Origin of the sequence: Streptomyces coacervatus (assembly GCF_029223485.1) — a bacterium.
In the GTDB taxonomy this organism is placed as follows: Bacteria; Actinomycetota; Actinomycetes; order Streptomycetales; family Streptomycetaceae; genus Streptomyces; species Streptomyces coacervatus.
This window is the reverse complement of sequence record NZ_JARHTP010000008.1, coordinates 191,636-211,856: the sequence shown is the minus strand read 5'-3', so window position 1 is coordinate 211,856 and position 20,221 is coordinate 191,636. Positions and strand designations below refer to the sequence as shown.

Here is a 20,221-nt window from a genome sequence, read left to right as displayed (position 1 = left end):
TCCCGGGGCGCGCATCGTGACCCCGGCGCCGTCCCAGTGATCCTGGTTTCTGCCGTCCCGGTGATCCTGTAGTCGTATCGCTCGCGGTAGGCTGGCCGACCGTTGTACCGCACCGGGTGGCCCGGCACTTCGTTCGTCAATGTCCGGAAAACACACCCCTTTTGGGGTGGGTGTGGTACGGCAGAACCGGAGGACGCGCAACGTGGCGCAGTCCACAGCGGGCCGTTGCGGATCAACCTGTCGTGACGGAGGAACGGCCGGGACAATGCCACTGAATGGCTTTGTCGCCTTTTACGGACGGGTCGTTCGTGCCGCTGGGCAGGCACGCTCGTTCTTCACTGCGGGGGCGGTCGGTGCGCCGCTCCCGGTGAGCTTGACGTGGAAGCACTAACCGATGGGCGAGGGGTACGCATGACCGACACCGGCCAGGTCCCGGGCGAGGGACTGCCGGAGAGCGCAGGCATGGTGGAACAGCCGGGCGTCCATGCGCACGGTGCGTACACCTACCTCTCCGAGACCACCGCCGAGGACGAAGACCTGTTGCTGCTGCCGGGCGCCCAGAGCCCGTGGGGCAACGAGGTCGCCCCGCCCGCGCCCGAGCCGGTCGTCGAGGCCGTCCACGAGCCGGGCCCGCACGAGACGGCGGGTCGCGACAGCGGCTCGGTCGACCTCGGCGGCGTCCGCCTCCCCGATGCGGCGCCCGCGCCGACGCCGGTTACGCCGCGTCGCCCGCTGCACCTGGGCCCGCAGATCCCCGACGCGTCGGCAAGCCCGGTCCGCTCCCTGGCCGACCGCGGCCCCGCGGGCGCACCCGTGCGCCAGTCCGGCCCGCCGACGACCGGCCCCGAGTACTTCGACGCCCCCCAGCTGCACGAGATGCCCCCGCAGGGCGCGGCCCCCTGGGGCGCGCCGGCCCAGGCCGCGGTGCAGGTACAGGCGCCGGTGAGCCCCGAGGCACCGGCTGCGGAAACGGTTGTTCCGGCGGCCGAGCCGAGCGCGGAGCCGGTGGGCGCGGCCCAGGCCGTCATGGCCCGAATCGCCACGGAGCCCGCTCCGGCGGCGCAGGACGGCGAGGCGGCGTATGGGGCGCAGCCGGCGGAGGCCGCCGGGATGGCGTACGGCCCGGAGAGCGGGCAGGTTCCGGTGGGGGTGTCCGCCGTGGAGGGCGGGCAGATCGCTGCGGTAGCCGCGGGTGGAGTTGTTGTCGAGGGCGGGCACATCGCCCCGGGCGGGTTCCCCGTCGCGGACGGCGGTCAGACGGCTCCGGGCGGGTTCCCTACGGACAGTGGGCAGATGGCTCCGGTGGGGTCCGTCTCCCATGGTGGGCATGAGGTTCCGGGCGGGCTTGCTGCGGAGGGCGGACCCGTCGCTCCGGGTGGCTTCGCCGCGGACGGCGGGCCCATGGACACGGCCGGGGCTGCCGCGGATGGCGGGCATGCGGCTCCAGTGGGAGCCCTCGGCGATGGCGGACCCATCGCTCCGGCCGGAGCCGGTGAGGGCGGCGAGCAGGGCGCACTTCCCCCGGTTGCTTCGGACGCCGGGCAGGATGAACTGATCGGTTCCGCTCCGCAGGCCGGGCCGACGCCGGGCGCTCCGGTCGCCCCCGAGCCCGGGCAGGCCGATGCGGCTGTGGCCGGTTCGGAGGCCGTACCGACTCCTGAGGCTGGAGCTGTGCCGGAGGCCGGGCCGGTTCATGGAGTGGCGCCCGCGCCGGCGGCAGGTCAGGTTCCGGTTCCGGAGGCGGCGCACGCTCCGGAAGGGGCGCCGACGGCTGGACTCGCGCAGGTCGCCGAGGGGCTGATCTCCGGGGGCGCGGCGATCGTCGAGGCCGTTACGTCACCCGGCGCACCGGTCGCCGAGGCGACCGCGCCCGGGAGCGTCCAGGCCGACGCGGCGGTGGCGCCCGAAGGCGCGCAGTTCGTGTCGGCGGTGGCGCCCGGCAACGAGCAGCTGCCTGAGGCAGCCGCGGAAGGGACCGGACAGTTCCCCGAGGCAGTCACCCCCGAGACCGGGCAGCTTCCTGCGGCCGCCGCCCCCGGGACGGCACCGGCACCCGAGGCCATCGCCCCCGAGCCGGCACCGGCACCCGAAGCGATCGCCCTCGATGCCGCGCAGGCACCCGAGACAGTGGCTCCGGTCGGCGGCCAGGTGGCTTACGCCGCCAACTTCGATGCGGCCCAGCCGGTCCTCCTCGAAGTCGCCCAGGCTGTCGCCGTCGAGGCTGCCCAGACCGCCCGGACGCCCGCACCCGGGACCGCGGAGGTCGCCGGAGCCGCAGCCTTCCCCGCAGCCCCGGACGCGGCGCACCCCGCGCAGTCCGCCGGAAACGTAACCGTCGCCCCCGAACTCGTGCACCAGGTCGTGGACGCGGAGCACGGACCCCAGGACGGGAGCAGTCACCCGGCCCAGTCCGCGCCGGACGCAGCGATGCCCGCCCCGGTCGCCGAAGCCCAGCCCCAGGCCACTGCCGTCGCAGACCCGGCCGCCCCCGCCGTACCCGATGCACCCCTCGTCACGGCCGGCCAACCGGCCGACTTGGGCTCCCCGACGGATCAGGCGCACCCCGTAGAACCCCTCGCGGCCGAGACGGCGCCGGCCTCCGCCGAGGCCCCGCCCGCACTCCCGGCCGACGCGGCTGCCGACGACCCGGCCCATTCCGCCCTCGGTACGGACACCGCCCAGCCGCTCGCCGCCGATCCGGCGGAACATCAACCGGACGCGTCCGTCGGCCAGTTCGTCCTCGTCGAGGGCTCCGTGCCGACCACCCCGCACCTCGCACCGACCCCGCCGCACGCCCTCGACCTCCCTCCGGAGGAAGAGCAGACGCCGGAGCCGATCATCAAGGTCCCCGCCCCCCGGGAGGCCGACGCCCCACTCGTACAGCACGCGGAGGACCTGGACACCAGGGCCGCCGACCAGGAAGAAGAGAGCACGGCCGCCGTGGAAGAAGTACGACAGTCCACCGGCCCGGCAGCGCCCGCCTACGACGAGGCCGAGCGCGAGGCCGTCATGAAGGTCATGCGCGAGCGCCGCGACATCCGCAACGGCTTCCGCAACGACCCCATCCCGCACGAGGTGCTGCTCCGCGTCCTGGAGGCCGCGCACACCGCCCCGTCCGTCGGCCACTCGCAGCCCTGGGACTTCGTCGTCATCCGCTCCGCCGACACCCGGCGCAGCATGCACGAACTGGCCATGCGCCAGCGCGACGCCTACGCCAAGTCCCTCCCCAAGGGCCGGGCGAAGCAGTTCAAGGAACTGAAGATCGAGGCCATCCTCGACACCCCGGTGAACATCGTCGTCACCGCCGACCCGACCCGCGGCGGCCGCCACACCCTCGGCCGTCACACCCAGCCCCAGATGGCGCCGTACTCCGCCGCGCTCGCCGTCGAGAACCTCTGGCTCGCCGCCCGCGCCGAGGGCCTCGGCGTCGGCTGGGTCAGCTTCTTCGACGAGCGCGAGATGGTCCGCGCCCTGGGCCTGCCCGAGCACCTCGAAGTGATCGCCTACCTGTGCGTGGGGTACGTCGACGAGTTCCCGGACGAGCCCGAGCTGATGCAGGCCGGCTGGTCCAAGCGCCGCCCGCTGTCGTGGGTCGTGCACGAGGAGACGTACGGCCGCCGTGCCCTGCCCGGCGAGGAGCCGCACGACCTGCTCGCCGAGACCGTCGCCCAGATCCGCCCGCTGGACGCCAAGGCGCTCGGCGAGGCCTGGGAGCGGCAGAAGCGGATGACCAAGCCGGCCGGGGCGCTGGGCATGCTGGAGATCATCTCCGCGCAGCTGTCCGGGCTTTCGCGCCAGTGCCCGCCGCCCATCCCGGAGCCCGCGGCCGTCGCGATCTTCGCCGGCGACCACGGCGTGCATGCCCAGGGCGTGACCCCCTGGCCGCAGGAGGTGACGGCCCAGATGGTCGCCAACTTCCTCGGCGGCGGCGCGGTCTGCAACGCCTTCGCGGGCCAGGTGGGCGCGGAGGTGTGTGTCGTGGACGTGGGTGTCGCGGCCGACCTGCCGGCGACCCCCGGCCTGCTGCCCCGCAAGGTCCGCGCGGGTACCTCCGACATGACCACCGGCCCCGCGATGACCCGTGAGGAGGCCAAGCAGGCCATCGAGGTCGGCATCGAGACGGCCCGCGACCTGGTGGCGGCCGGCAACAAGGCGCTGCTCACGGGCGAGATGGGCATCGCCAACACCACGGCGTCCGCGGCCCTGATCTCGGTCTTCACGGACACCGACCCGGCCGAGGTGACCGGCCGTGGCACCGGCATCAACGACGAGACCCTCGCCCGCAAGACCGAGGTCGTCCGCCGCGCCATCGAGGTCCATCAGCCGGATCCGGCCGACCCCATCGGCGTCCTCGCCGCGATCGGCGGCTTCGAGCACGCGGCGATGGTCGGCCTCCTGCTCGGCGGTGCCTCTCTGCGCACCCCGGTGATCCTGGACGGCGTCAGCGCCGGCGCCGCCGCCCTGGTCGCCCGCGCCATCGCCCCCGAGGTCCTCGCGGCCTGCATCGCGGGCCACCGCAGCGCCGAGCCCGGCCATGTGGCCGCCCTCAACAAGCTGGGCCTGCGCCCCCTGGTCGACCTCGACCTCCGCCTCGGCGAGGGCACGGGCGCCCTCCTGGCCCTGCCGCTCGTCCAGAGCACGGCCCGGGCGATGCACGAGGTGGCGACGTTCGACTCGGCAGGGGTAACTGAAAAGTAGGCGTCCGTGGTCCGTGGGCAGTCGTTCCGCAGGGCGGAACGGGTGGGCACGGACCACGCACCCGCAGACGGCCATGGTGCTCAACCACTGGACCACCTGAGCCGCCACACCCTCCTGCCCTTTAAAATCCGCACGTCAGGGCCACTGCACCGCCGTAAAGAGGAGCCGCACCCTCATGGCCGAAAACCCCGCCTACCCCGTAGGCCTCCGCCTCACCGGCCGCAAAGTGGTCGTCCTCGGCGGCGGCCAGGTGGCCCAGCGCCGCCTCCCGGCCCTGATCGCAGCAGGCGCGGATGTGCTCCTCGTGTCCCCCGAGGCGACCCCCTCCGTCGAGGCCATGGCGGATGCGGGCGAGATCACCTGGCAGCAGCGCCCCTACGCCGAAGGCGACCTCGCCGACGCCTGGTACGCCCTCATCGCCACCGGCGACACGGAAGCGAACACCCGGGCCTCCGCCGAAGCGCAGCGCCACCGCGTCTGGTGCGTCCGCTCCGACGACGCCGACGCCGCCACGGCCTGGACCCCGGCGACCGGCCACAGCGAAGGCGTCACCGTCGCCGTCCTCACCACCGAGGCCCGCGGCCGGGACCCCCGCCGCACCGCGGCCATCCGCGACGCGGTCGTCGAGGGCCTGCGCGACGGCACCCTCGTAGCTCCCCACCACCGCACCCGCACCCCCGGCGTCGCCCTCGTCGGCGGCGGCCCCGGCGACCCGGACCTCATCACCGTCCGCGGCCGCCGCCTCCTCGCCGAGGCCGACGTCGTCATCGCCGACCGCCTCGGCCCCCGCGACCTCCTCGCCGAACTCCCGCCGCACGTCGAGGTGATCGACGCCGCGAAGATCCCGTACGGCCGTTTCATGGCCCAGGAGGCCATCAACAACGCCCTGATCGAGCACGCCAAGCAGGGCAAGTCGGTCGTACGGCTGAAGGGCGGCGACCCCTACGTCTTCGGCCGGGGCATGGAGGAGCTGAACGCCCTCGCCGAGGCCGGTATCCCCTGCACCGTCGTCCCCGGCATCTCCAGCTCGATCTCGGTGCCGGGAGCGGCCGGCATCCCCGTCACCCACCGCGGTGTCGCCCACGAGTTCACGGTGGTCAGCGGCCACGTCGCCCCCGACGACGAGCGCTCACTCGTCGACTGGCCGTCCCTGGCCAGGCTCACCGGCACCCTCGTGATCCTCATGGGCGTCGACAAGATCGGGAAGATCGCCGAGACGCTCGTCGCACACGGCAAGCCGGCCGACACCCCGGTCGCCCTGGTCCAGGAGGGCACCACGGCCGCCCAGCGCCGCGTCGACGCGACCCTGGCGACGGTCGGCGAGACGGTGCGTACGCAGGAGGTCAAGCCGCCGGCGGTCATCGTCATCGGCGCGGTCGTCACCGTAGGCCCGCAGACATCCGCGTAACCGCGGGTAACCCAACTCGTTCCCAGCCGTTGGCACCACACCCAGGACAAGGCAGTATCACCCTGTGGCCGATCTCATCACCGTTGAGGATCCCGACGACCCGCGCCTGCGCGACTACACGGGCCTGACCGACGTCGAGTTGCGCCGCAAGCGCGAACCGGCGGAGGGCCTGTTCATCGCCGAGGGCGAGAAGGTCATCCGCCGGGCGAAGGACGCCGGGTACGAGATGCGCTCGATGCTGCTGTCCGCGAAGTGGGTCGATGTCATGCGCGATGTCATCGACGAACTCCCGGCCCCGGTGTACGCGGTCAGCCCGGACCTGGCCGAACAGGTCACCGGCTACCACGTCCACCGCGGTGCACTCGCCTCCATGCAGCGCAAGCCGCTGCCGACGGCCGCCGAGCTCCTCCAGACCACCCGCCGGGTCGTCGTCATGGAGTCGGTCAACGACCACACCAACATCGGCGCGATCTTCCGCTCGGCGGCGGCCCTGGGCATGGACGCGGTCCTGCTGTCCCCGGACTGCGCGGACCCGTTGTACCGCCGCAGCGTCAAGGTCTCGATGGGCGCGGTCTTCTCCGTCCCGTACGCCCGCCTCGACACCTGGCCCAAGGGCCTGGAGTCGGTCCGCGAGGCCGGCTACACCCTCCTCGCCCTCACCCCTGACGAAAAGGCGCGGTCCCTCGACGAGGCCGCCCCGCACAAGATGGACCGCGTCGCCCTGATGCTCGGAGCCGAGGGCGACGGCCTGTCCACCCAGGCCCTGGTCGCCGCCGACGAATGGGTCCGCATCCCCATGTCCCACGGCGTCGACTCCCTCAACGTGGGCGCGGCAGCCGCGGTCGCCTTCTACGCGGTGGCCACGGGCCGCCCGCAGGTCTGAGCGGGTCCGGCAAAGTCTGCTGCGGTACGACAGCGCCCTGAAGGGGTGCGGGGCTGCATCGATTTGTGGCTCCGCCGCGATGGGGGTCCCCCCGCTCGAGCGAAGCCGAGAGTGGGGGAGCGACCAGCCACGATGGCGCGGTAGACGGCAGACGGCACATCGCGGCCCCGCGGTGGAGCGCTTGGCCGTATCGGCCACGAACGTCGGCGTGACCCCTCAGGCCACCTGGGCGCGCCCCGGCTCCACGTGCTGTTGCTGCTGCTCCAGCGGTACGACGCCGTCGTCACCGCCCAGCCCCCGCGACGGCCCCTGGCACCCCTGGGCCGCGGCGATGCCGAGCGCCACCAGCAGCGTCACGACGACGAACACGAACAGCCGCTGCCGCAGCAACCGCGGATTGGCCGGCCGCCGCCCCGTCCCCGTGGGCCTGGGCGCCGGACGACCGGTGGCGCTACGCGGCGCGGGCCGACTGCCGGTCCCCGGGCGGGCCGGGTTCCGTGCCCCCGGCACGGGCCGGGATCCCGGACGCTGAGGCGCCGGGGGGCCACCGCGAGGGGCACCGGCGCCCCGCGGAGGAGCAGCCCCGCCCCGCACCGGAGAGGCCCCGCGAGGCCCGGCGGAAGGACCCCGCGGCGGCGGAGCCCCGTGCGAACCCTGCGTGCCCGGGGGGCGACGGTGTTCGCGCTGCTGCTCCGCCGGATAGGTGTCGGCGAGCCGCCCGGTAGGCCGGTCCGCTTCCCCGGCACGCTGCGCGGGCGGACGCGGGTCGGCGAGCCCCTGAGCCTCGCGGGCGGCGATCTCCTTGAGCCGCAGCGAGAGCTGAAGCGTGCTGGGCCGCTCCTCGGGATCCTTCGCCAGACAGGCCCGCACGAGCGGAGCCAGCGCATCCGGCACGCCGTGCAACTGCGCTTCCTCGTGTACGACGCGGTACAGCATCACCTCGGAACTGCCGTGCCCGAAGGGCGAGTCACCCATCGACGCATACGCCAGGGTCGCCCCCAGCGAGAACACGTCCGTGGCCGGGGTGACGGCGGCACCGCGCACCTGCTCCGGCGCCAGAAAACCGGGGGAGCCGACCGCCGTACCGACATGCGTAAGAGTGGAGGCCCCGGTCGCCCAGGCGATACCGAAGTCGATGATCCGCGGCCCTTTCGGGGACAGCAGGATGTTGGACGGCTTGAGATCCCGGTGCACGACGCCCGCCTCGTGCACCGCGACCAGCCCCTCCGACAGGGCGGCCCCCACGGCCGCGACGTCGGCCGCGACCAGCGGCCCCCCGTCGGCGACCTTGTCGTGCAGCGAGGGCCCGGGCACGTACTGAGTGGCGAACCAGGGCCGTTCGGCGTCGAGATCGGCAGCGACGAGCCGAGCCGTGCACCCGCCCCTGATCCGGCGCGCGGCGGAGACCTCCCGCGCGAACCGCGACCGGAACTCCTGGTCCTCCGCCAGATCCGGCCGGATGACCTTCAGCGCGACCCGCTGCCCCTTCTTGTCGGAGCCCAGGTACACGACGCCCATCCCACCCGCGCCGAGCCGTCTGTGAAGCCTGAACGAGCCGACGACGCGCGGGTCCTCGCGCCTCAGGCGCATCATCGCCATGTTCATCCCCGCTGCCCGGTCCGTGTGACGTGGCACAGCTTACGTTTCCACGGCCGCCCACGCGCAGAGGCCGCGCCCTCTCGCCCAGATCGATTGTCAGTGCCGGGTGGGAGACTTGAAGGGTGGTCAGGGGGCCTACGAACAGGCGGACTTAACCCGCGCCCGGCTCCCAACCACCCATCACAGAAGGGGGATTGAACACGTGAAGGGTGATCGCGTGGAGATAGTCGTGGACGCGGGGGACACGACCCGCACCTACGAGGTGGTGGCGAGCAGAGCGGGCCGCAGGGTGGAGACGGCGGTACGCCGAGGTGTCGTGGAAGTGAGCGAAGTCACCCGCAGCGGCTCCGTGATCCGCACGGCCCGCTTCATGGCGAACCGGGTGCTGGCCCTGGTCGAGCAGCCGATCCCCAGGGAGGACAGCTCGGAAAAGGCGGGGCACACCGGGCGCCCCTTCCGGGAAGACCCTGAGACCTAGGACCTCGTCTCCACCCAGGGGAGTACTCCCCAGCTCACGGCTCATCCTCCGGGAGGCCCGGCAATCGGTACGAGGGCATGACGTGCAGCGAGCGCCGGACGCCTAGATTTGAGGTCAAGCGGCGGGTGCAGCACTCGTCCCCCGAGGTCAGACACCCGCCGCTGCCAACGACAACTGAGAACGGTCAGGAGAGGGACCATGGCCCTAACGGCACCGCGGACACAGTTCCGCACACAGGAGCGCACCACACTCCGCCCCCGCCGCACGGGCCGCCGCCACCCCTTGGTGGCGACACTGATGGTCCTCCCCCTGGCGGCCCTGCTCTTCTTCGTCTTCGACGGCTGGGAGACAGTGGCCACACAGGCGTCGTCCGTGGGCGTGATGCTGGGGCGCTGAGCGGCGACCCCAGGCCCGGAAGAGCGGTCCGGGCGGGGACATCCACCCATGAAACCCCGTGGGGACGGGGGTGCGGCGGACGGCAAAAATGCCGGCGCAGCTGGGGAGCTGCGCCGGCATTGCTTTGCCCGCTTCCCCACCACAGGCCAGCGTCTCGCACCCCGTCCGCCGTCCGAGCCCCCACCCGCCTGCTGGGGCCGCACCCTCCAGCCGCCGGCCGGCACCTCCCAGCCCGTCCGGTGTTCGAGCCTGCTGTCGCCGTCCCGATCCCCCACCCACCTGCTGGGGTCGCACCCTCCAGCCGTCGGCCGGCACCTCCCAGCCTGTTCGGCGTCCGAGCCCGCTGTCGCCGTCCCGATCCCCACCCCACCCGCCGGGGCGCTCTAGCCGCCGGTGAGTGTCTTTCAGCCCGTCCGGCGTTTGAGGACGAGGCCGTTCAGGCCGATCGGGGGTCCAGGGGGCGGAGCCCCCTGGCGGGGTCGAAGGGGCGGAGCCCCTGGTGACGGGACGGGTAGGGGCGGCGGGGGCGAAATACCCCGCGGCCCGCAGCACCGCCGGACGCCCAAGAAACCCCACCACCGCCACCGCCGTACCCTCGCGAGAGACCCGCACCGCCCCAGGGAGCCCCGTGACCACCACCCCCTTGCTCTCCGACCTCACCGCCCGAGCCAAGGCCAAGGCCCACTCCCGCACAGAACCCTGCCCCTGCGGCGCAGCCACCCTCGCCGACCGCCCCGACGCCACCGTCGTCCGCCACGCCGACACGGTCGCCAAGGCCCACGCCCCGAACACCCCCCGCACCGACCTCACCCCCCGCCTCACCACCGCCACCCACCTCCCCGGCATCCTCCTGCCCCCACTCGCCCCGACCCCCGTCGACCTGCACGGCCGCCTCGTCACGTTCTGGCCCTACGGCACCCCCGTGGACCCGGACACCCCCGACGCCGCCCCCTGGGAGCCCGCAGCCACCCTCCTCGCCCGCCTCCACCGCACCCCCGCCCCGGCGCTCCCGACCCCCCTGCCTCCCATGCGAGGCCCCGCGAAGGCGGCCGGAGCCGTCGCCCGCCTCAACGCAACAGCCCCCGCCCACCCCGCCACCCCATCCGTCCTGCAGGCCTGGACCACCCTCCCCGCCTGGGCCCGGGCCGAGACCCCGATGCCGGACACCACCACCCTGTGCCACGGCGACCTCCACCTCGGCCAGCTCGTCCGCCACCCCGCCCCCGACGGCCCCTGGCATCTCATCGACGTCGACGACCTCGGCACCGGCGTCCCCGCCTGGGACCTGGCCCGCCCGGCGGCCTGGTACGCCTGCGGCCTGCTCCCACCCGACGAGTGGACCCGCTTCCTGGCCGCCTACCGCGCGTCCGGCGGCCCGGCCGTCCCCGCCGACGGCGACCCCTGGCCCGCCCTGGACGTCCCGGCCCGCGCCCTCACGGTGCAGACAGCCGCCCGCGCGATCACCAAGGCCACAGCGGAGAACCGCCCCCTGGACGAGATCGAGATGTCCCTGATCGACGCATGTGCCCGAATGGCTTCCCTCCCGCCGGAGTTGACCCCGACTTCCGCGAAGTAGGGTGCAACCGACCGCACCCTGACAGAGTCTGTCCTGGCGAAACGCGAAGCAGGACCGACCGGCGAGGAGTTGAGCCGACCATGCAGTGTCCGAAGTGTCATGCGCCGATGCACACGTACAACCGCAACGGTGTCCAGATCGAGCAGTGCAGCGGCTGCCGCGGCATCTTTCTCGACTACGGCGAGCTGGAGTCGCTGACCCGCCTGGAGTCCCAGTGGTCCCAGCCCGCGCCGCCGCCCCCGCCCGCCCCGCAGGCGTACCCGGCCCCGCCCGCGCCCGCCTGGGGCGCCCAGCACGGCGGCCACGGCGGTCACTACGGAGGTCACCACGGCGGTCACCACCGTCACAAGAGCTTCGGCCACATGCTGTTCTCCAGCTGACGGCGGACGGCCGGCACCGACCGGCACACGACGAAGCCCCCGACCGTACGAGACGGCCGGGGGCTTCGGCTGGTGCGCGATACTGGGATTGAACCAGTGACCTCTTCCGTGTCAGGGAAGCGCTCTCCCGCTGAGCTAATCGCGCAGGTGAACCTACATGTGGTAGGTACTGCGTGCGCGATACTGGGATTGAACCAGTGACCTCTTCCGTGTCAGGGAAGCGCTCTCCCGCTGAGCTAATCGCGCGGGGGACCCGAAGATCCAGTGGACGATACTGGGATTGAACCAGTGACCTCTTCCGTGTCAGGGAAGCGCTCTCCCGCTGAGCTAATCGTCCTTGGAGGTGGAGACGGGATTTGAACCCGTGTAGACGGCTTTGCAGGCCGTTGCCTCGCCTCTCGGCCACTCCACCAGGAGTGCAGGGGCTCGGGAAGATCCCCTGTTTCCATCGAGCGGACGACGAGGCTCGAACTCGCGACCTCAACCTTGGCAAGGTTGCGCTCTACCAACTGAGCTACGTCCGCTTGTCGTTTCGGTCCGCTCCCGCGTCCCGGCGACGAACTGAACTCTAGCGGATTCCGGGGCCAGCACAAAAACGCGTTTGCGCAGCGTGCTGCCCTGCACCTGCTCACGTACATGGTCAGGGCCCCCGAAGGGACATGCCCGGGCCACCTTCACGACACCCGCCCTAGACTCGACTGCGTGCTCGACCTCCCTCCTCTCGCCCGCTTCGGTGGCCGCGTCGCCACCGGACTCCTCGACGTCACCAGCGATCCCGCGGCCCTCGACTCCACCGGTTTCTGGGCCGTCGTGGCGGACTTCGAGGGCAGGCTGACCTGCGCCCGCTTCAGGGACGTACGAATGGAGCCCGTGCCCGCGCCGGTGCCGGGGGAGTGGCGGGGACCGGCGGTCGGTGACTGGATGTCCTCCCTCGACCGCGGTGCGTACACGGCGGGTGTGCGCCGGATCCGCGAGTACATTGCGGCCGGCGAGGTCTATCAGGCGAACCTCTGCCGGGTGCTCTCCGCGCCCGTTGCGCCCGACGCCGACGTGGATGCCCTGACCGCGCTGCTGGCCCGTGGCAACCCGGCGCCGTATGCAGGAACGATCCGGCTGCCCGGGTACGGGGTCGAGACAGCCACGGCCTCGCCCGAGCTCTTCCTCCGGCGCGACGGCCGCGTCGTCGAGTCCGGGCCGATCAAGGGCACCGGGCGCACCGAGGCGGACCTGCTGGAGAAGGACTACGCCGAGAACGTGATGATCGTGGATCTGGTCCGCAACGACATCGGGCGTGTCTGCGCCACGGGCAGTGTGAGCGTCCCCGATCTGTGCGCCGTCGAGAAGCACCCGGGGCTCGTCCATCTCGTGTCGACGGTCCGCGGCGAGCTGCGCGCGGACGCCGGCTGGCCCGAACTGCTGGATGCGACCTTCCCGCCCGGTTCGGTCACCGGCGCGCCCAAGTCCAGCGCCCTGCGGATCATCGACGCCCTGGAGACGGCGCCCCGCGGCCCGTACTGCGGCGGCATCGGCTGGGTCGACGCGGACCGGGCAGTCGGCGAGCTGGCGGTCGGCATCCGCACCTTCTGGATCGACCGCGCGGAAGGCGTCCTGCGCTTCGGGACGGGCGCCGGCATCACCTGGGGCTCCGACCCGGAGGCGGAGTGGCGGGAGACCGAGCTGAAGGCGGCCCGACTGCTCGCGGTAGCGTCGGGGACGTACGCGGTGAGTGGAGAGGGACCAGCGACGTGAAGATATGGCTCGACGGCGGGCTGCAGGACATCGAGTCCGCCCGTGTCTCCGTCTTCGACCACGGGCTGACCGTGGGCGACGGCATCTTCGAGACGGTGAAGGCGACCCACGGGAAGCCGTTCGCGCTCACCCGGCACCTCGACCGGCTGACCCGCTCCGCGCGCGGCCTCGGTCTGCCCGACCCCGACCACGACGAGGTCCGCCGCGCCTGCGCCGCCGTCCTCGAAGCCAACCTGATGCCGCTCGGCCGGCTGCGCATCACCTACACCGGCGGCCACGGCCCCCTCGGCTCCGACCGCGGCGAGCACGGCCCCACCCTTGTCGTCGCCCTGGGCGAGACCACCCGCCGCCCCGACTCCACGGCCGTGATCACGGTCCCCTGGACCCGCAACGAACGCGGCGCCCTCACCGGCCTGAAGACGACCTCGTACGCCGAGAACGTCGTCGCCCTCGCCCGCGCGCACCAACACGGCGCGTCCGAGGCCCTGTTCGCGAACACGGTCGGCCAACTCTGCGAGGGCACCGGCTCGAACGTCTTCGTCGTCCTCGACGGAGAGATCCACACCCCGCCGGTCGCCTCCGGCTGCCTCGCGGGCATCACGCGCGCGTTGGCCGTCGAATGGACCGGCGCGACCGAGACCGATCTGCCGCTGGACGTCCTGGAGCGGGCCGAGGAGGTCTTCCTCACCTCCACTCTGCGCGACGTCCAGGCCGTCCACCGTGTCGACGACCGGGAACTGGCGGCAGGGCCGGGTCCGGTCACCGCGAAGGCCATGCGGATCTTCGAGGAGCGGTCGGGGGACGACCAGGACCCGTGAGGGACCGGTAAATCGGGCTGACTCGGGCGTCCGGTGCGGGTAGAACTCCCCTGATGACGACGACACTGCGGCCGACCGAGCCGCTCCAGCGTGGAGCCGACGGGGTGCTCTCCCGCCACTACCAGGTGTGCGTGAACAGCCGCCCCGTCGGCACCGTCCACCTCTCGACCGACCCCGGCTTCGGGGCTGCGGTGGCCCGGATCGGCGATCTCCGCATCGAAGAGCCGGACCGCAGGCGCGGCAGGGGCACGGTGGCCGCGCTCGCCGCTGAGGAGGTGGCACGCGGCTGGGGCTGCAGGCACATCGAGATCGAGGTGCCGTCCGACGCGGCGGCCGCTCTGCGGATGGCCGCGGCCCTCGGCTACGTCCAGCGCAACCGCGGTATGGAGAAGCGACTCGGCACGGTCCCGCCCGAACTGCCGGAGGGCAGTCGGGGCCGCCCCATGACCGAAGCCGAGTACGAAGTGTGGCTGGAGAACGGCAAGGAGCACTACGCCCAGAGCTGGATGGACCGCGGGGTCCCCGCCGAGGAGGCACAGGCCAAGTCGCAGCGGGACTACGCTCGGCTGCTGCCCCAGGGGCCGGCCACGGAGAACATGCTGCTGAGCGTCCTGGAGCACGAGGGCACGTCTGTCGGCACCTTGTGGCTGGCGTTGCGCGAGGAGCGGGCCTTCGTCTACTACGTCACGGCCGACGAACGCTTCCGGGGCCGGGGCCACGGCCGCTCCCTGATGCTGCTGGCCGAGATCCAGGCCGTGGCCGAGGGCAGACGCGTCCTCGGCCTCAACGTGTTCGCCGGCAACACCCCGGCCGAGCGGCTCTATGAATCACTCGGCTACGAGACGACGCGTTACTCCCTCTACAAGAACCTGCTCTGAGAGGACCCGCTCTGAGAGGACCTGCTCTGAAGTCACACCTGCTCGGCCAGCAGCCGGTCCACGATCTCCTCGATCCGCTCCCGCAGCCCCTCCTGGGTCTTGCTGCCGTCCAGGCGCTCCCCGCCGATGACGTACGTCGGAGTGCCGGTCACGCCGATCGCCTTGCCCTCGGCCTGGTCGGCGTCCACGATCAGGATGTGCCGACCGTCGATCAGCGCGGTGTCGAACTCCTCGGCGTCCAGGCCGAGTTCCCCGGCCACCTCGACCAGGAAGGGTTCTCCCTTACGGTCCAGCTCCTCGACCCGGCCGAGGACTGCCTCGACGAACTCCCAGCCCTTCCCCTGCTCCAGCGCCTCCTCGGCGGCCTGCGCGCCGGCGAAGGAGTGCTTGTGCTTCTCCAGCGGGAAGTGCCGCAGCCGCAGCTCCAGCCGGTCGCCGTAGCGGGCGCGCAGGGCACGCAGATCGTCGAGGGCGCTACGGCAGTCGGGGCACTGGAGTTCGCACCAGACGTCGAGGACGGGCGCGGCGGGAGGCACGGGGGAGGACTCGCTCATGCCGCCAGTCTCCCAGTTCGGCCGCGGTCGACCCAATCGAGCTCCGGCCACGCAGACCTGCGCCCGAGACCCTGATCCACACCCCGGGGAGGGCCCGGGACCGGCACCTTCGGAGGAGCCGACCCGGAGATGTCCCTGATGTCCGCCCGGACCATGGCTTCGCGGGGGCCGGGCGGTGCAGGATGGAAGGGACGAAGTGCCCCTGCTCGATCGAGCCCTGCCTGGAGGACCGGATGATTGCCGAGACTGTCTGTTCCGCCGTCGCCGCGGCCGGCCTGGGCATCGCGGCAGTCACGGCGTACCGCAAGCGCTTCCTCTCCGCCGCCCGTATCGCCGCCTACTCGCTGGTACCCCTCGGCCTGGTGATGACGGGCACCGTGCAGTGGCTGGCGCACACCGCCTTCAGCCCCACGGCCTGGGCGGGCTTCGGCGTGCTCGGCGCCGCCTGGCTGCTGTTCTCCAGCACGCGCGCGGTGGAGCGCCGCCGCGGCGGCACCCGCAAGGAGCGCAAGGAGGCCAAGGCCGCGAGTGGACGCGAGGCGGTCGCCCCGACGGCTTCGGCGCCCTCCCTCGGCCCGGGGACCCGTCCGGCGACCCGGCCCGCGAGCGCGCCCCGGACGCAGTCGGCGGACGACTTCAGCGACATCGAGGCCATCCTGAAGAAGCACGGCATATGACCCGCGCATGACGACTGAAACGACACAGTGGATCAAGGCTGTGCCGTGAAGCGATCACGACTGGAACCGGTCTTCACGTAATCCGGCGAACTGCCGCTCACTCCGGGCGTGTTGATCGCGCCGGGGGTGCAGTCTGCGCCATCATCGCCCGCGAGATGCTGGACACGGAACAAGGCGATACCGCGCCACCCAAGGACGAGCCGCGCGGATGCCTCTTCGCCCTTTCCCAGCCACCGCTGATGATCTTCCTTGCGGTGATCGGGTGTCTGCTGCTCATGGCCTCGTTGCACGATCTGCTGATGCTGTGAGCCGTACCCGTGGTCCCCGGCGCCACCCGCCGGGGACCACGTCGACATCACTGTCCGGCCCGGGCGTCAGCCCGCCGCCTCCTTGCGCCGTGCCCGGTACGCGGCCACATGCAGACGGTTTCCGCAGGTACGGCTGTCGCAGTACCGGCGCGAGCGGTTGCGGGACAGGTCGACGAAGGCGCGCCGGCAGTCGGGGGCCTCGCAGCGGCGCAGCCGCTCCTGCTCACCGGCCACCACGAAGAACGCCAGCGCCATCCCGCAGTCGGCCGCCAGATGATCGGCGACGGAGGCACCGGGCGCGAAGTAGTGCACATGCCAGTCGTAGCCGTCGTGGTCCGTGAGACGTGGCGTCGTGCCCGCGGCGGCGACCAGGTCGTTGATCACGCCGGCGGCGGTCCGGGCGTCCGGCGCGGCGAAGACCGAGGCGAACCGCCCACGGATCTTGCGCACGGCCGAGAGGTCGAACTCCGAGAGCGCCCCCACATCGCTGATCTCGTGGTTTTGTACGAAATCCTCGAGAGCTGCGACGTCGGGCAGCCCGTCCGGGGTCGCGTTGTCCTCCGGCGCGGTGTTCACCAGATCCACCACGGTGTCGAGCGCGCACCGGGTGTCGTGGGTGATCAGCACGTTTCGCTCCCTGGCCTTGGGGTCGGGCGGACGCCCGCCTCATGCTGGCCGATGTTAGTGGCTAGTCGCCCGGGAGCGGGCGGTCGCGCCGCCGGGACGGCTTCCCGCGGTCCCCGCCGCACACACCGGCGCCGCCCCACGACGGAATCGCGGTGACGGCGCTGATGCGTACCGTATGCAGTTGTTCTGGCCCGAGCCGTCTCCCCGAGTCGACGGCGCCGGGCGGCTTGCTGGTGCCTCGCCCCTAGCTCTCCGCCAGGATGTGCGAGAGCTCCTGATCGAGATCGAAATGCCGGTGTTCCGTGCCCGGAGGCACGGCGGCGTCGGTTCGCTTCAGGAAGGACTCCAGCGCCCGCGCCGGGGCTTCCAGCAGGGCCTCGCCCTCCGGAGAGCTCAGCGCGATGCACACGACGCCCTGACCGTGACTGCGCGACGGCCAGACGCGGACGTCGCCGGTGCCCGTGGGCCGGTGGAGGCCTTCCGCGAGGAGGTCGCGGGCGAACACCCACTCGACGGTCTCCTCGGCTCCGGTGTGGAAGGTGGCGTGCACGGCGTAGGGGTCGGCCGTGTCGTACCGCAGGCCTGCGGGGACAGGCAGGGAGGACTCGCTCGACACAACGAGGCGCAGGTGCAGCTCGCAGCTGACCGTGGTGTTCATAAGCGCCAGGGCCTTTCGCTCAGTGTGCGCTCGGGGATTCGCACGTCGGCGAAATCGACATGCCACCTACGGTGCCGTTGTAAACCCCTCTGAGTGTTTTGCGTGCCTTTACGTAACTCTTCCGGCCGATGGGTCGTTCGTGCGGTACGGCCATTCCGGTGACCGGTTTCCGCTCGGTAAAGTAAGGTAAAGTTTGGCTGTATGAATACGGGGAGTAGCGGGACCGAGCGGGTGCCGGGCGAGGTCGCCGTGGTGTCGGACGAGACGAGGGCGGACGGGGTGCAGGGCGATCAGGGGCTCGGCTCCAAGGCGCCGGCGTTCATCAAGAGGCGTCGCGCACTGCATCTGAGCTGGCAGGTCGGCGTCTTCGTCGTCGGACTCGCGGTCGTGGTCGCCGGCATCGTCATGCTGCCGCTGCCCGGACCGGGCTGGGTCGTGATCTTCGGCGGCATGGCCATCTGGGCGACCGAGTTCGTGTGGGCCCAGCTGGTGCTCCGCTGGACGAAGCGCAAGGTCACCGAGGCGGCTCAGCGGGCCCTCGATCCCAAGGTGCGGCGTCGCAACATCACGCTGACGGTGATCGGTCTCGTGATCGTGGGGGTGCTGGTCGGGATCTACCTCTGGAAGTTCGGCGTCGTGATGCCCTGGAAGATCAAGGACCAGTGATCCGCGGGGGCGTGCGGGTGCCCGTCGGTGCGCCTTCGTGCTGGTCACAGGCACCCTCTGACATGGGGTAATGTTCTTCCTGCGTCCGGGCGATTAGCTCAGTGGGAGAGCGCTTCGTTCACACCGAAGAGGTCACTGGTTCGAACCCAGTATCGCCCACCCGGATCGGCGGCCCCTCTGCGAGAGCAGACGGGCCGCCGTCGTATGAGCCCCTTGAGTCCGTCGGGGCGGGCTCCGTGCTCCGGTGAGTTTCGGCCGAGCAACGTCCGTGTGCGGAAGGCCAGTTGATGTTCGGTCCGTCGGCCGTACGTGTCTCACCTGCGGTGTCGTCCCTCTCGCGGTGAGCGTCGGCCCTGGGGCGCCGTCAACTCGTCCGTGCGGCCCACAAGAAATTCCTGTCCGAATCATTGACGCACCCCGAGGCCCTCCGTAACTTGTGCCAGCAAGCGCTTACTTGAAACGATTCATGCAGGTGGCAGCGATGCCGGGGAGGGGCCCGACTGTGGGAACCAGCAGGAATGTTGAGAGGCGTACGATCCTCAAGGCCGCCGGGGCATCGGCGGCCGCGCTGGGGCTGGCCGCGACGACGGGCTGCGGCGGCGACAGCGGTACGTCCGCCGACGGGACGGTGACGATCCGTTACTCGTGGTGGGGAGCCGACGAGCGGGCCAAGAAGATCAACCAGTCCATCAAGCTCTTCGAGAAGAAGTACCCGAAGATCAAGGTGAAGACGGACTTCCAGGACTACGTGGCTTTCTGGGAGAAGTTCCAGACGCAGGCGGCCGGCGGAAATCCCCCGGACGTTTTCCAAAACGCCGTCACATTCCTTCGTAAGTACGACAAGAGAAGTGTCCTGCTCGATCTCAAGTCCCAGATCGACGCGGGCAATCTGCGCCTGGACAACTTCCGTGCCGGTGTCACCAAGGTCGGCGAGGTGGACGGCAAGCAGCTCGGCATCCCCGTCGGCTCCAACACCATGGCGCTGGTCATCGACAAGAAGGTCTTCCGGAAGGCGGGCGTCGAGCCGGCGCCGGGCTGGACCTGGGACGACTACTTCAAAGCCCTCAAGACCATCCACGACAAGACCAAGGTGCCGGGCGACACTGGCTACTTCACCATCATGTACCTGTACGACCTGTACCTGCGTCAGAACGGCAAGGCGTTCTACACCAAGGACGGACTCGGCTTCGACAAGGCCGATCTGACGGAGTGGTGGCAGGACGGCTACAGCCGCGTGAAGGCCGGGCTCGTCACCGATCCCAAGACCGTCGAGCAGGACCGGCCCAAGTCCTCGCTCTCCGCCGGGCACGGAGCCTCGGAATTCACCTGGGACAACTTCACCGTCCGCTATACGGCCGAGGGCGACAGCGAATACGGCCTCGCCCCGATCCCCACCATGGACGGAAAGCACACCGGGCAGTACCTCGCCTCCCTGATGCTGAGCGCCTCCGCGCGCACCCAGCACCCCAAGGAAGTCGCCCAGTTCATCAACTTCATGGTCCATGACCCGGAAGTCGGCAAGATCATGGGTTACGACCGGGGCATCCTCGCCAGCACCGAGCAGTACGACGCCTTCAAGCCGACCGACCCGGTCAACAAGGAGATCGCACAGTACGAGGCCGACACCGTCAAGACCGGTGTCCTCGGCACGATCACCCCGCACCCCTCCGGCGCCGACACCATAGAGGCCTCCTTCCTGCGCATCGGCGGAGACCTCGGCCTGGGCAAGGTCAAGGCCTCCGCGGCGGTGAAGCAGTTCTTCGACGAGGCGCAGGCCGCCTTCCAGGCGTAAGCGCTCCGCTGGAGGGGCCGTGGTTGTCGGCTCCCTTCTGCTGCGCCGTCTATCGATACAGCCCCGCGCCCCCATG

At 71.5% G+C, this 20,221-nt stretch carries 18 protein-coding genes and 6 tRNA genes; 15 read left to right on the top strand and 9 right to left on the bottom strand.

All coding sequences use genetic code 11. The features are described 5' to 3' along the window. Window positions 1-411: 411 nt before the first annotated feature. The 3 genes from cobT to P2Q00_RS21265 all read left to right on the top strand — a co-directional run bounded on the left by cobT (window position 412) and on the right by P2Q00_RS21265 (window position 6,989). On the top strand, window positions 412-4,698 hold the full coding sequence (gene cobT, locus P2Q00_RS21275) for a nicotinate-nucleotide--dimethylbenzimidazole phosphoribosyltransferase (protein ID WP_275774205.1): 4,287 nt from the start codon (window positions 412-414) through the stop codon (window positions 4,696-4,698). A gap of 175 nt (window positions 4,699-4,873) precedes the next feature. Further along, window positions 4,874-6,106 (top strand): uroporphyrinogen-III C-methyltransferase, encoded by a 1,233-nt coding sequence (gene cobA / locus P2Q00_RS21270; protein WP_275774204.1) that lies wholly within the window; start codon window positions 4,874-4,876, stop codon window positions 6,104-6,106. Window positions 6,107-6,170: 64 nt separating this feature from the next. After that, window positions 6,171-6,989 carry a TrmH family RNA methyltransferase gene (locus P2Q00_RS21265; RefSeq protein ID WP_275774203.1) on the top strand — a complete coding sequence of 273 codons (819 nt, stop codon included), beginning with the start codon at window positions 6,171-6,173 and terminating at the stop codon, window positions 6,987-6,989. Window positions 6,990-7,205: 216 nt separating this feature from the next. Here the strand turns inward: P2Q00_RS21265 and P2Q00_RS21260 are convergent, their stop codons facing one another. Beyond that, entirely contained in the window at window positions 7,206-8,594 is a 1,389-nt protein-coding gene (locus tag P2Q00_RS21260; RefSeq protein ID WP_275774426.1) for a serine/threonine-protein kinase, read from the bottom strand. A gap of 196 nt (window positions 8,595-8,790) precedes the next feature. Here P2Q00_RS21260 and P2Q00_RS21255 point away from each other — a divergent pair, with 196 nt between their 5' ends. From P2Q00_RS21255 to P2Q00_RS21240, 4 genes are all read left to right on the top strand, one after another. Next, on the top strand, window positions 8,791-9,066 hold the full coding sequence (locus P2Q00_RS21255) for a DUF8836 family protein (RefSeq protein WP_275774202.1): 276 nt from the start codon (window positions 8,791-8,793) through the stop codon (window positions 9,064-9,066). Between the two features lie 198 nt (window positions 9,067-9,264). Beyond that, window positions 9,265-9,462, top strand: coding sequence for a hypothetical protein (locus tag P2Q00_RS21250; protein WP_275774201.1), 198 nt, complete (start codon window positions 9,265-9,267; stop codon window positions 9,460-9,462). Between the two features lie 628 nt (window positions 9,463-10,090). Next, window positions 10,091-11,038: a phosphotransferase family protein gene (locus tag P2Q00_RS21245; RefSeq protein ID WP_275774200.1), complete on the top strand. Its 948-nt coding sequence runs from the start codon at window positions 10,091-10,093 to the stop codon at window positions 11,036-11,038. An 80-nt stretch (window positions 11,039-11,118) separates the two neighbouring features. Further along, window positions 11,119-11,418 (top strand): TFIIB-type zinc ribbon-containing protein, encoded by a 300-nt coding sequence (locus P2Q00_RS21240; protein ID WP_275774199.1) that lies wholly within the window; start codon window positions 11,119-11,121, stop codon window positions 11,416-11,418. A gap of 70 nt (window positions 11,419-11,488) precedes the next feature. On the opposite strand, the gene P2Q00_RS21235 is transcribed toward P2Q00_RS21240, so the two are convergent. From P2Q00_RS21235 to P2Q00_RS21215, 5 genes are all read right to left on the bottom strand, one after another. Next, window positions 11,489-11,563: transfer RNA gene (locus P2Q00_RS21235), tRNA-Val, on the bottom strand. A 29-nt stretch (window positions 11,564-11,592) separates the two neighbouring features. Continuing rightward, window positions 11,593-11,664, bottom strand: a tRNA-Val gene (locus P2Q00_RS21230). Window positions 11,665-11,683: 19 nt separating this feature from the next. Next, window positions 11,684-11,755: transfer RNA gene (locus P2Q00_RS21225), tRNA-Val, on the bottom strand. 1 nt (window position 11,756) lies between these two features. Further along, window positions 11,757-11,830: transfer RNA gene (locus tag P2Q00_RS21220), tRNA-Cys, on the bottom strand. Window positions 11,831-11,869: 39 nt separating this feature from the next. Further along, window positions 11,870-11,942, bottom strand: a tRNA-Gly gene (locus P2Q00_RS21215). 178 nt (window positions 11,943-12,120) lie between these two features. Between P2Q00_RS21215 and P2Q00_RS21210 the strand changes: the two genes are divergently transcribed. The 3 genes from P2Q00_RS21210 to P2Q00_RS21200 are packed head-to-tail and all read left to right on the top strand — an operon-like array spanning window position 12,121 to window position 14,863. Beyond that, window positions 12,121-13,167: a chorismate-binding protein gene (locus P2Q00_RS21210; protein WP_275774198.1), complete on the top strand. Its 1,047-nt coding sequence runs from the start codon at window positions 12,121-12,123 to the stop codon at window positions 13,165-13,167. Next, window positions 13,164-13,985 carry an aminotransferase class IV gene (locus tag P2Q00_RS21205; protein ID WP_275774197.1) on the top strand — a complete coding sequence of 274 codons (822 nt, stop codon included), beginning with the start codon at window positions 13,164-13,166 and terminating at the stop codon, window positions 13,983-13,985. Before P2Q00_RS21210 ends, P2Q00_RS21205 begins: the two co-directional genes overlap by 4 nt. Before the next feature lie 53 nt (window positions 13,986-14,038). After that, window positions 14,039-14,863 carry a GNAT family N-acetyltransferase gene (locus P2Q00_RS21200; protein WP_275774196.1) on the top strand — a complete coding sequence of 275 codons (825 nt, stop codon included), beginning with the start codon at window positions 14,039-14,041 and terminating at the stop codon, window positions 14,861-14,863. Window positions 14,864-14,895: 32 nt separating this feature from the next. Here the strand turns inward: P2Q00_RS21200 and P2Q00_RS21195 are convergent, their stop codons facing one another. Continuing rightward, window positions 14,896-15,417, bottom strand: a complete 522-nt coding sequence (locus P2Q00_RS21195; RefSeq protein WP_275774195.1) for a DsbA family protein — start codon at window positions 15,415-15,417, stop codon at window positions 14,896-14,898. Between the two features lie 233 nt (window positions 15,418-15,650). Between P2Q00_RS21195 and P2Q00_RS21190 the strand changes: the two genes are divergently transcribed. Together P2Q00_RS21190 and P2Q00_RS21185 are read left to right on the top strand one after the other, a co-directional pair. After that, window positions 15,651-16,094, top strand: coding sequence for a hypothetical protein (locus tag P2Q00_RS21190; RefSeq protein ID WP_275774194.1), 444 nt, complete (start codon window positions 15,651-15,653; stop codon window positions 16,092-16,094). Window positions 16,095-16,249: 155 nt separating this feature from the next. Continuing rightward, on the top strand, window positions 16,250-16,402 hold the full coding sequence (locus tag P2Q00_RS21185; protein WP_275774193.1) for a hypothetical protein: 153 nt from the start codon (window positions 16,250-16,252) through the stop codon (window positions 16,400-16,402). A 66-nt stretch (window positions 16,403-16,468) separates the two neighbouring features. Here P2Q00_RS21185 and P2Q00_RS21180 read toward each other — a convergent pair whose 3' ends face one another. After that, a complete protein-coding gene (locus P2Q00_RS21180; protein ID WP_275774192.1) occupies window positions 16,469-17,029 on the bottom strand; it encodes a CGNR zinc finger domain-containing protein in 561 nt (186 codons plus the stop codon). Window positions 17,030-17,273: 244 nt separating this feature from the next. Then, window positions 17,274-17,687 carry an SsgA family sporulation/cell division regulator gene (locus P2Q00_RS21175; RefSeq protein ID WP_004002642.1) on the bottom strand — a complete coding sequence of 138 codons (414 nt, stop codon included), beginning with the start codon at window positions 17,685-17,687 and terminating at the stop codon, window positions 17,274-17,276. Between the two features lie 201 nt (window positions 17,688-17,888). Between P2Q00_RS21175 and P2Q00_RS21170 the strand changes: the two genes are divergently transcribed. The 3 genes from P2Q00_RS21170 (at window position 17,889) to P2Q00_RS21160 (ending at window position 20,145) form a co-directional block, all read left to right on the top strand. After that, the gene (locus tag P2Q00_RS21170; RefSeq protein ID WP_275774191.1) at window positions 17,889-18,353 is read left to right on the top strand and encodes a TIGR02611 family protein; all 465 of its coding nucleotides are present in this window, start codon (window positions 17,889-17,891) and stop codon (window positions 18,351-18,353) included. Between the two features lie 87 nt (window positions 18,354-18,440). Next, a tRNA-Val gene (locus tag P2Q00_RS21165) sits at window positions 18,441-18,512 on the top strand. A 343-nt stretch (window positions 18,513-18,855) separates the two neighbouring features. After that, window positions 18,856-20,145, top strand: a complete 1,290-nt coding sequence (locus tag P2Q00_RS21160; RefSeq protein ID WP_275774190.1) for an ABC transporter substrate-binding protein — start codon at window positions 18,856-18,858, stop codon at window positions 20,143-20,145. The last annotated feature ends 76 nt before the right edge of the window (window positions 20,146-20,221 follow it).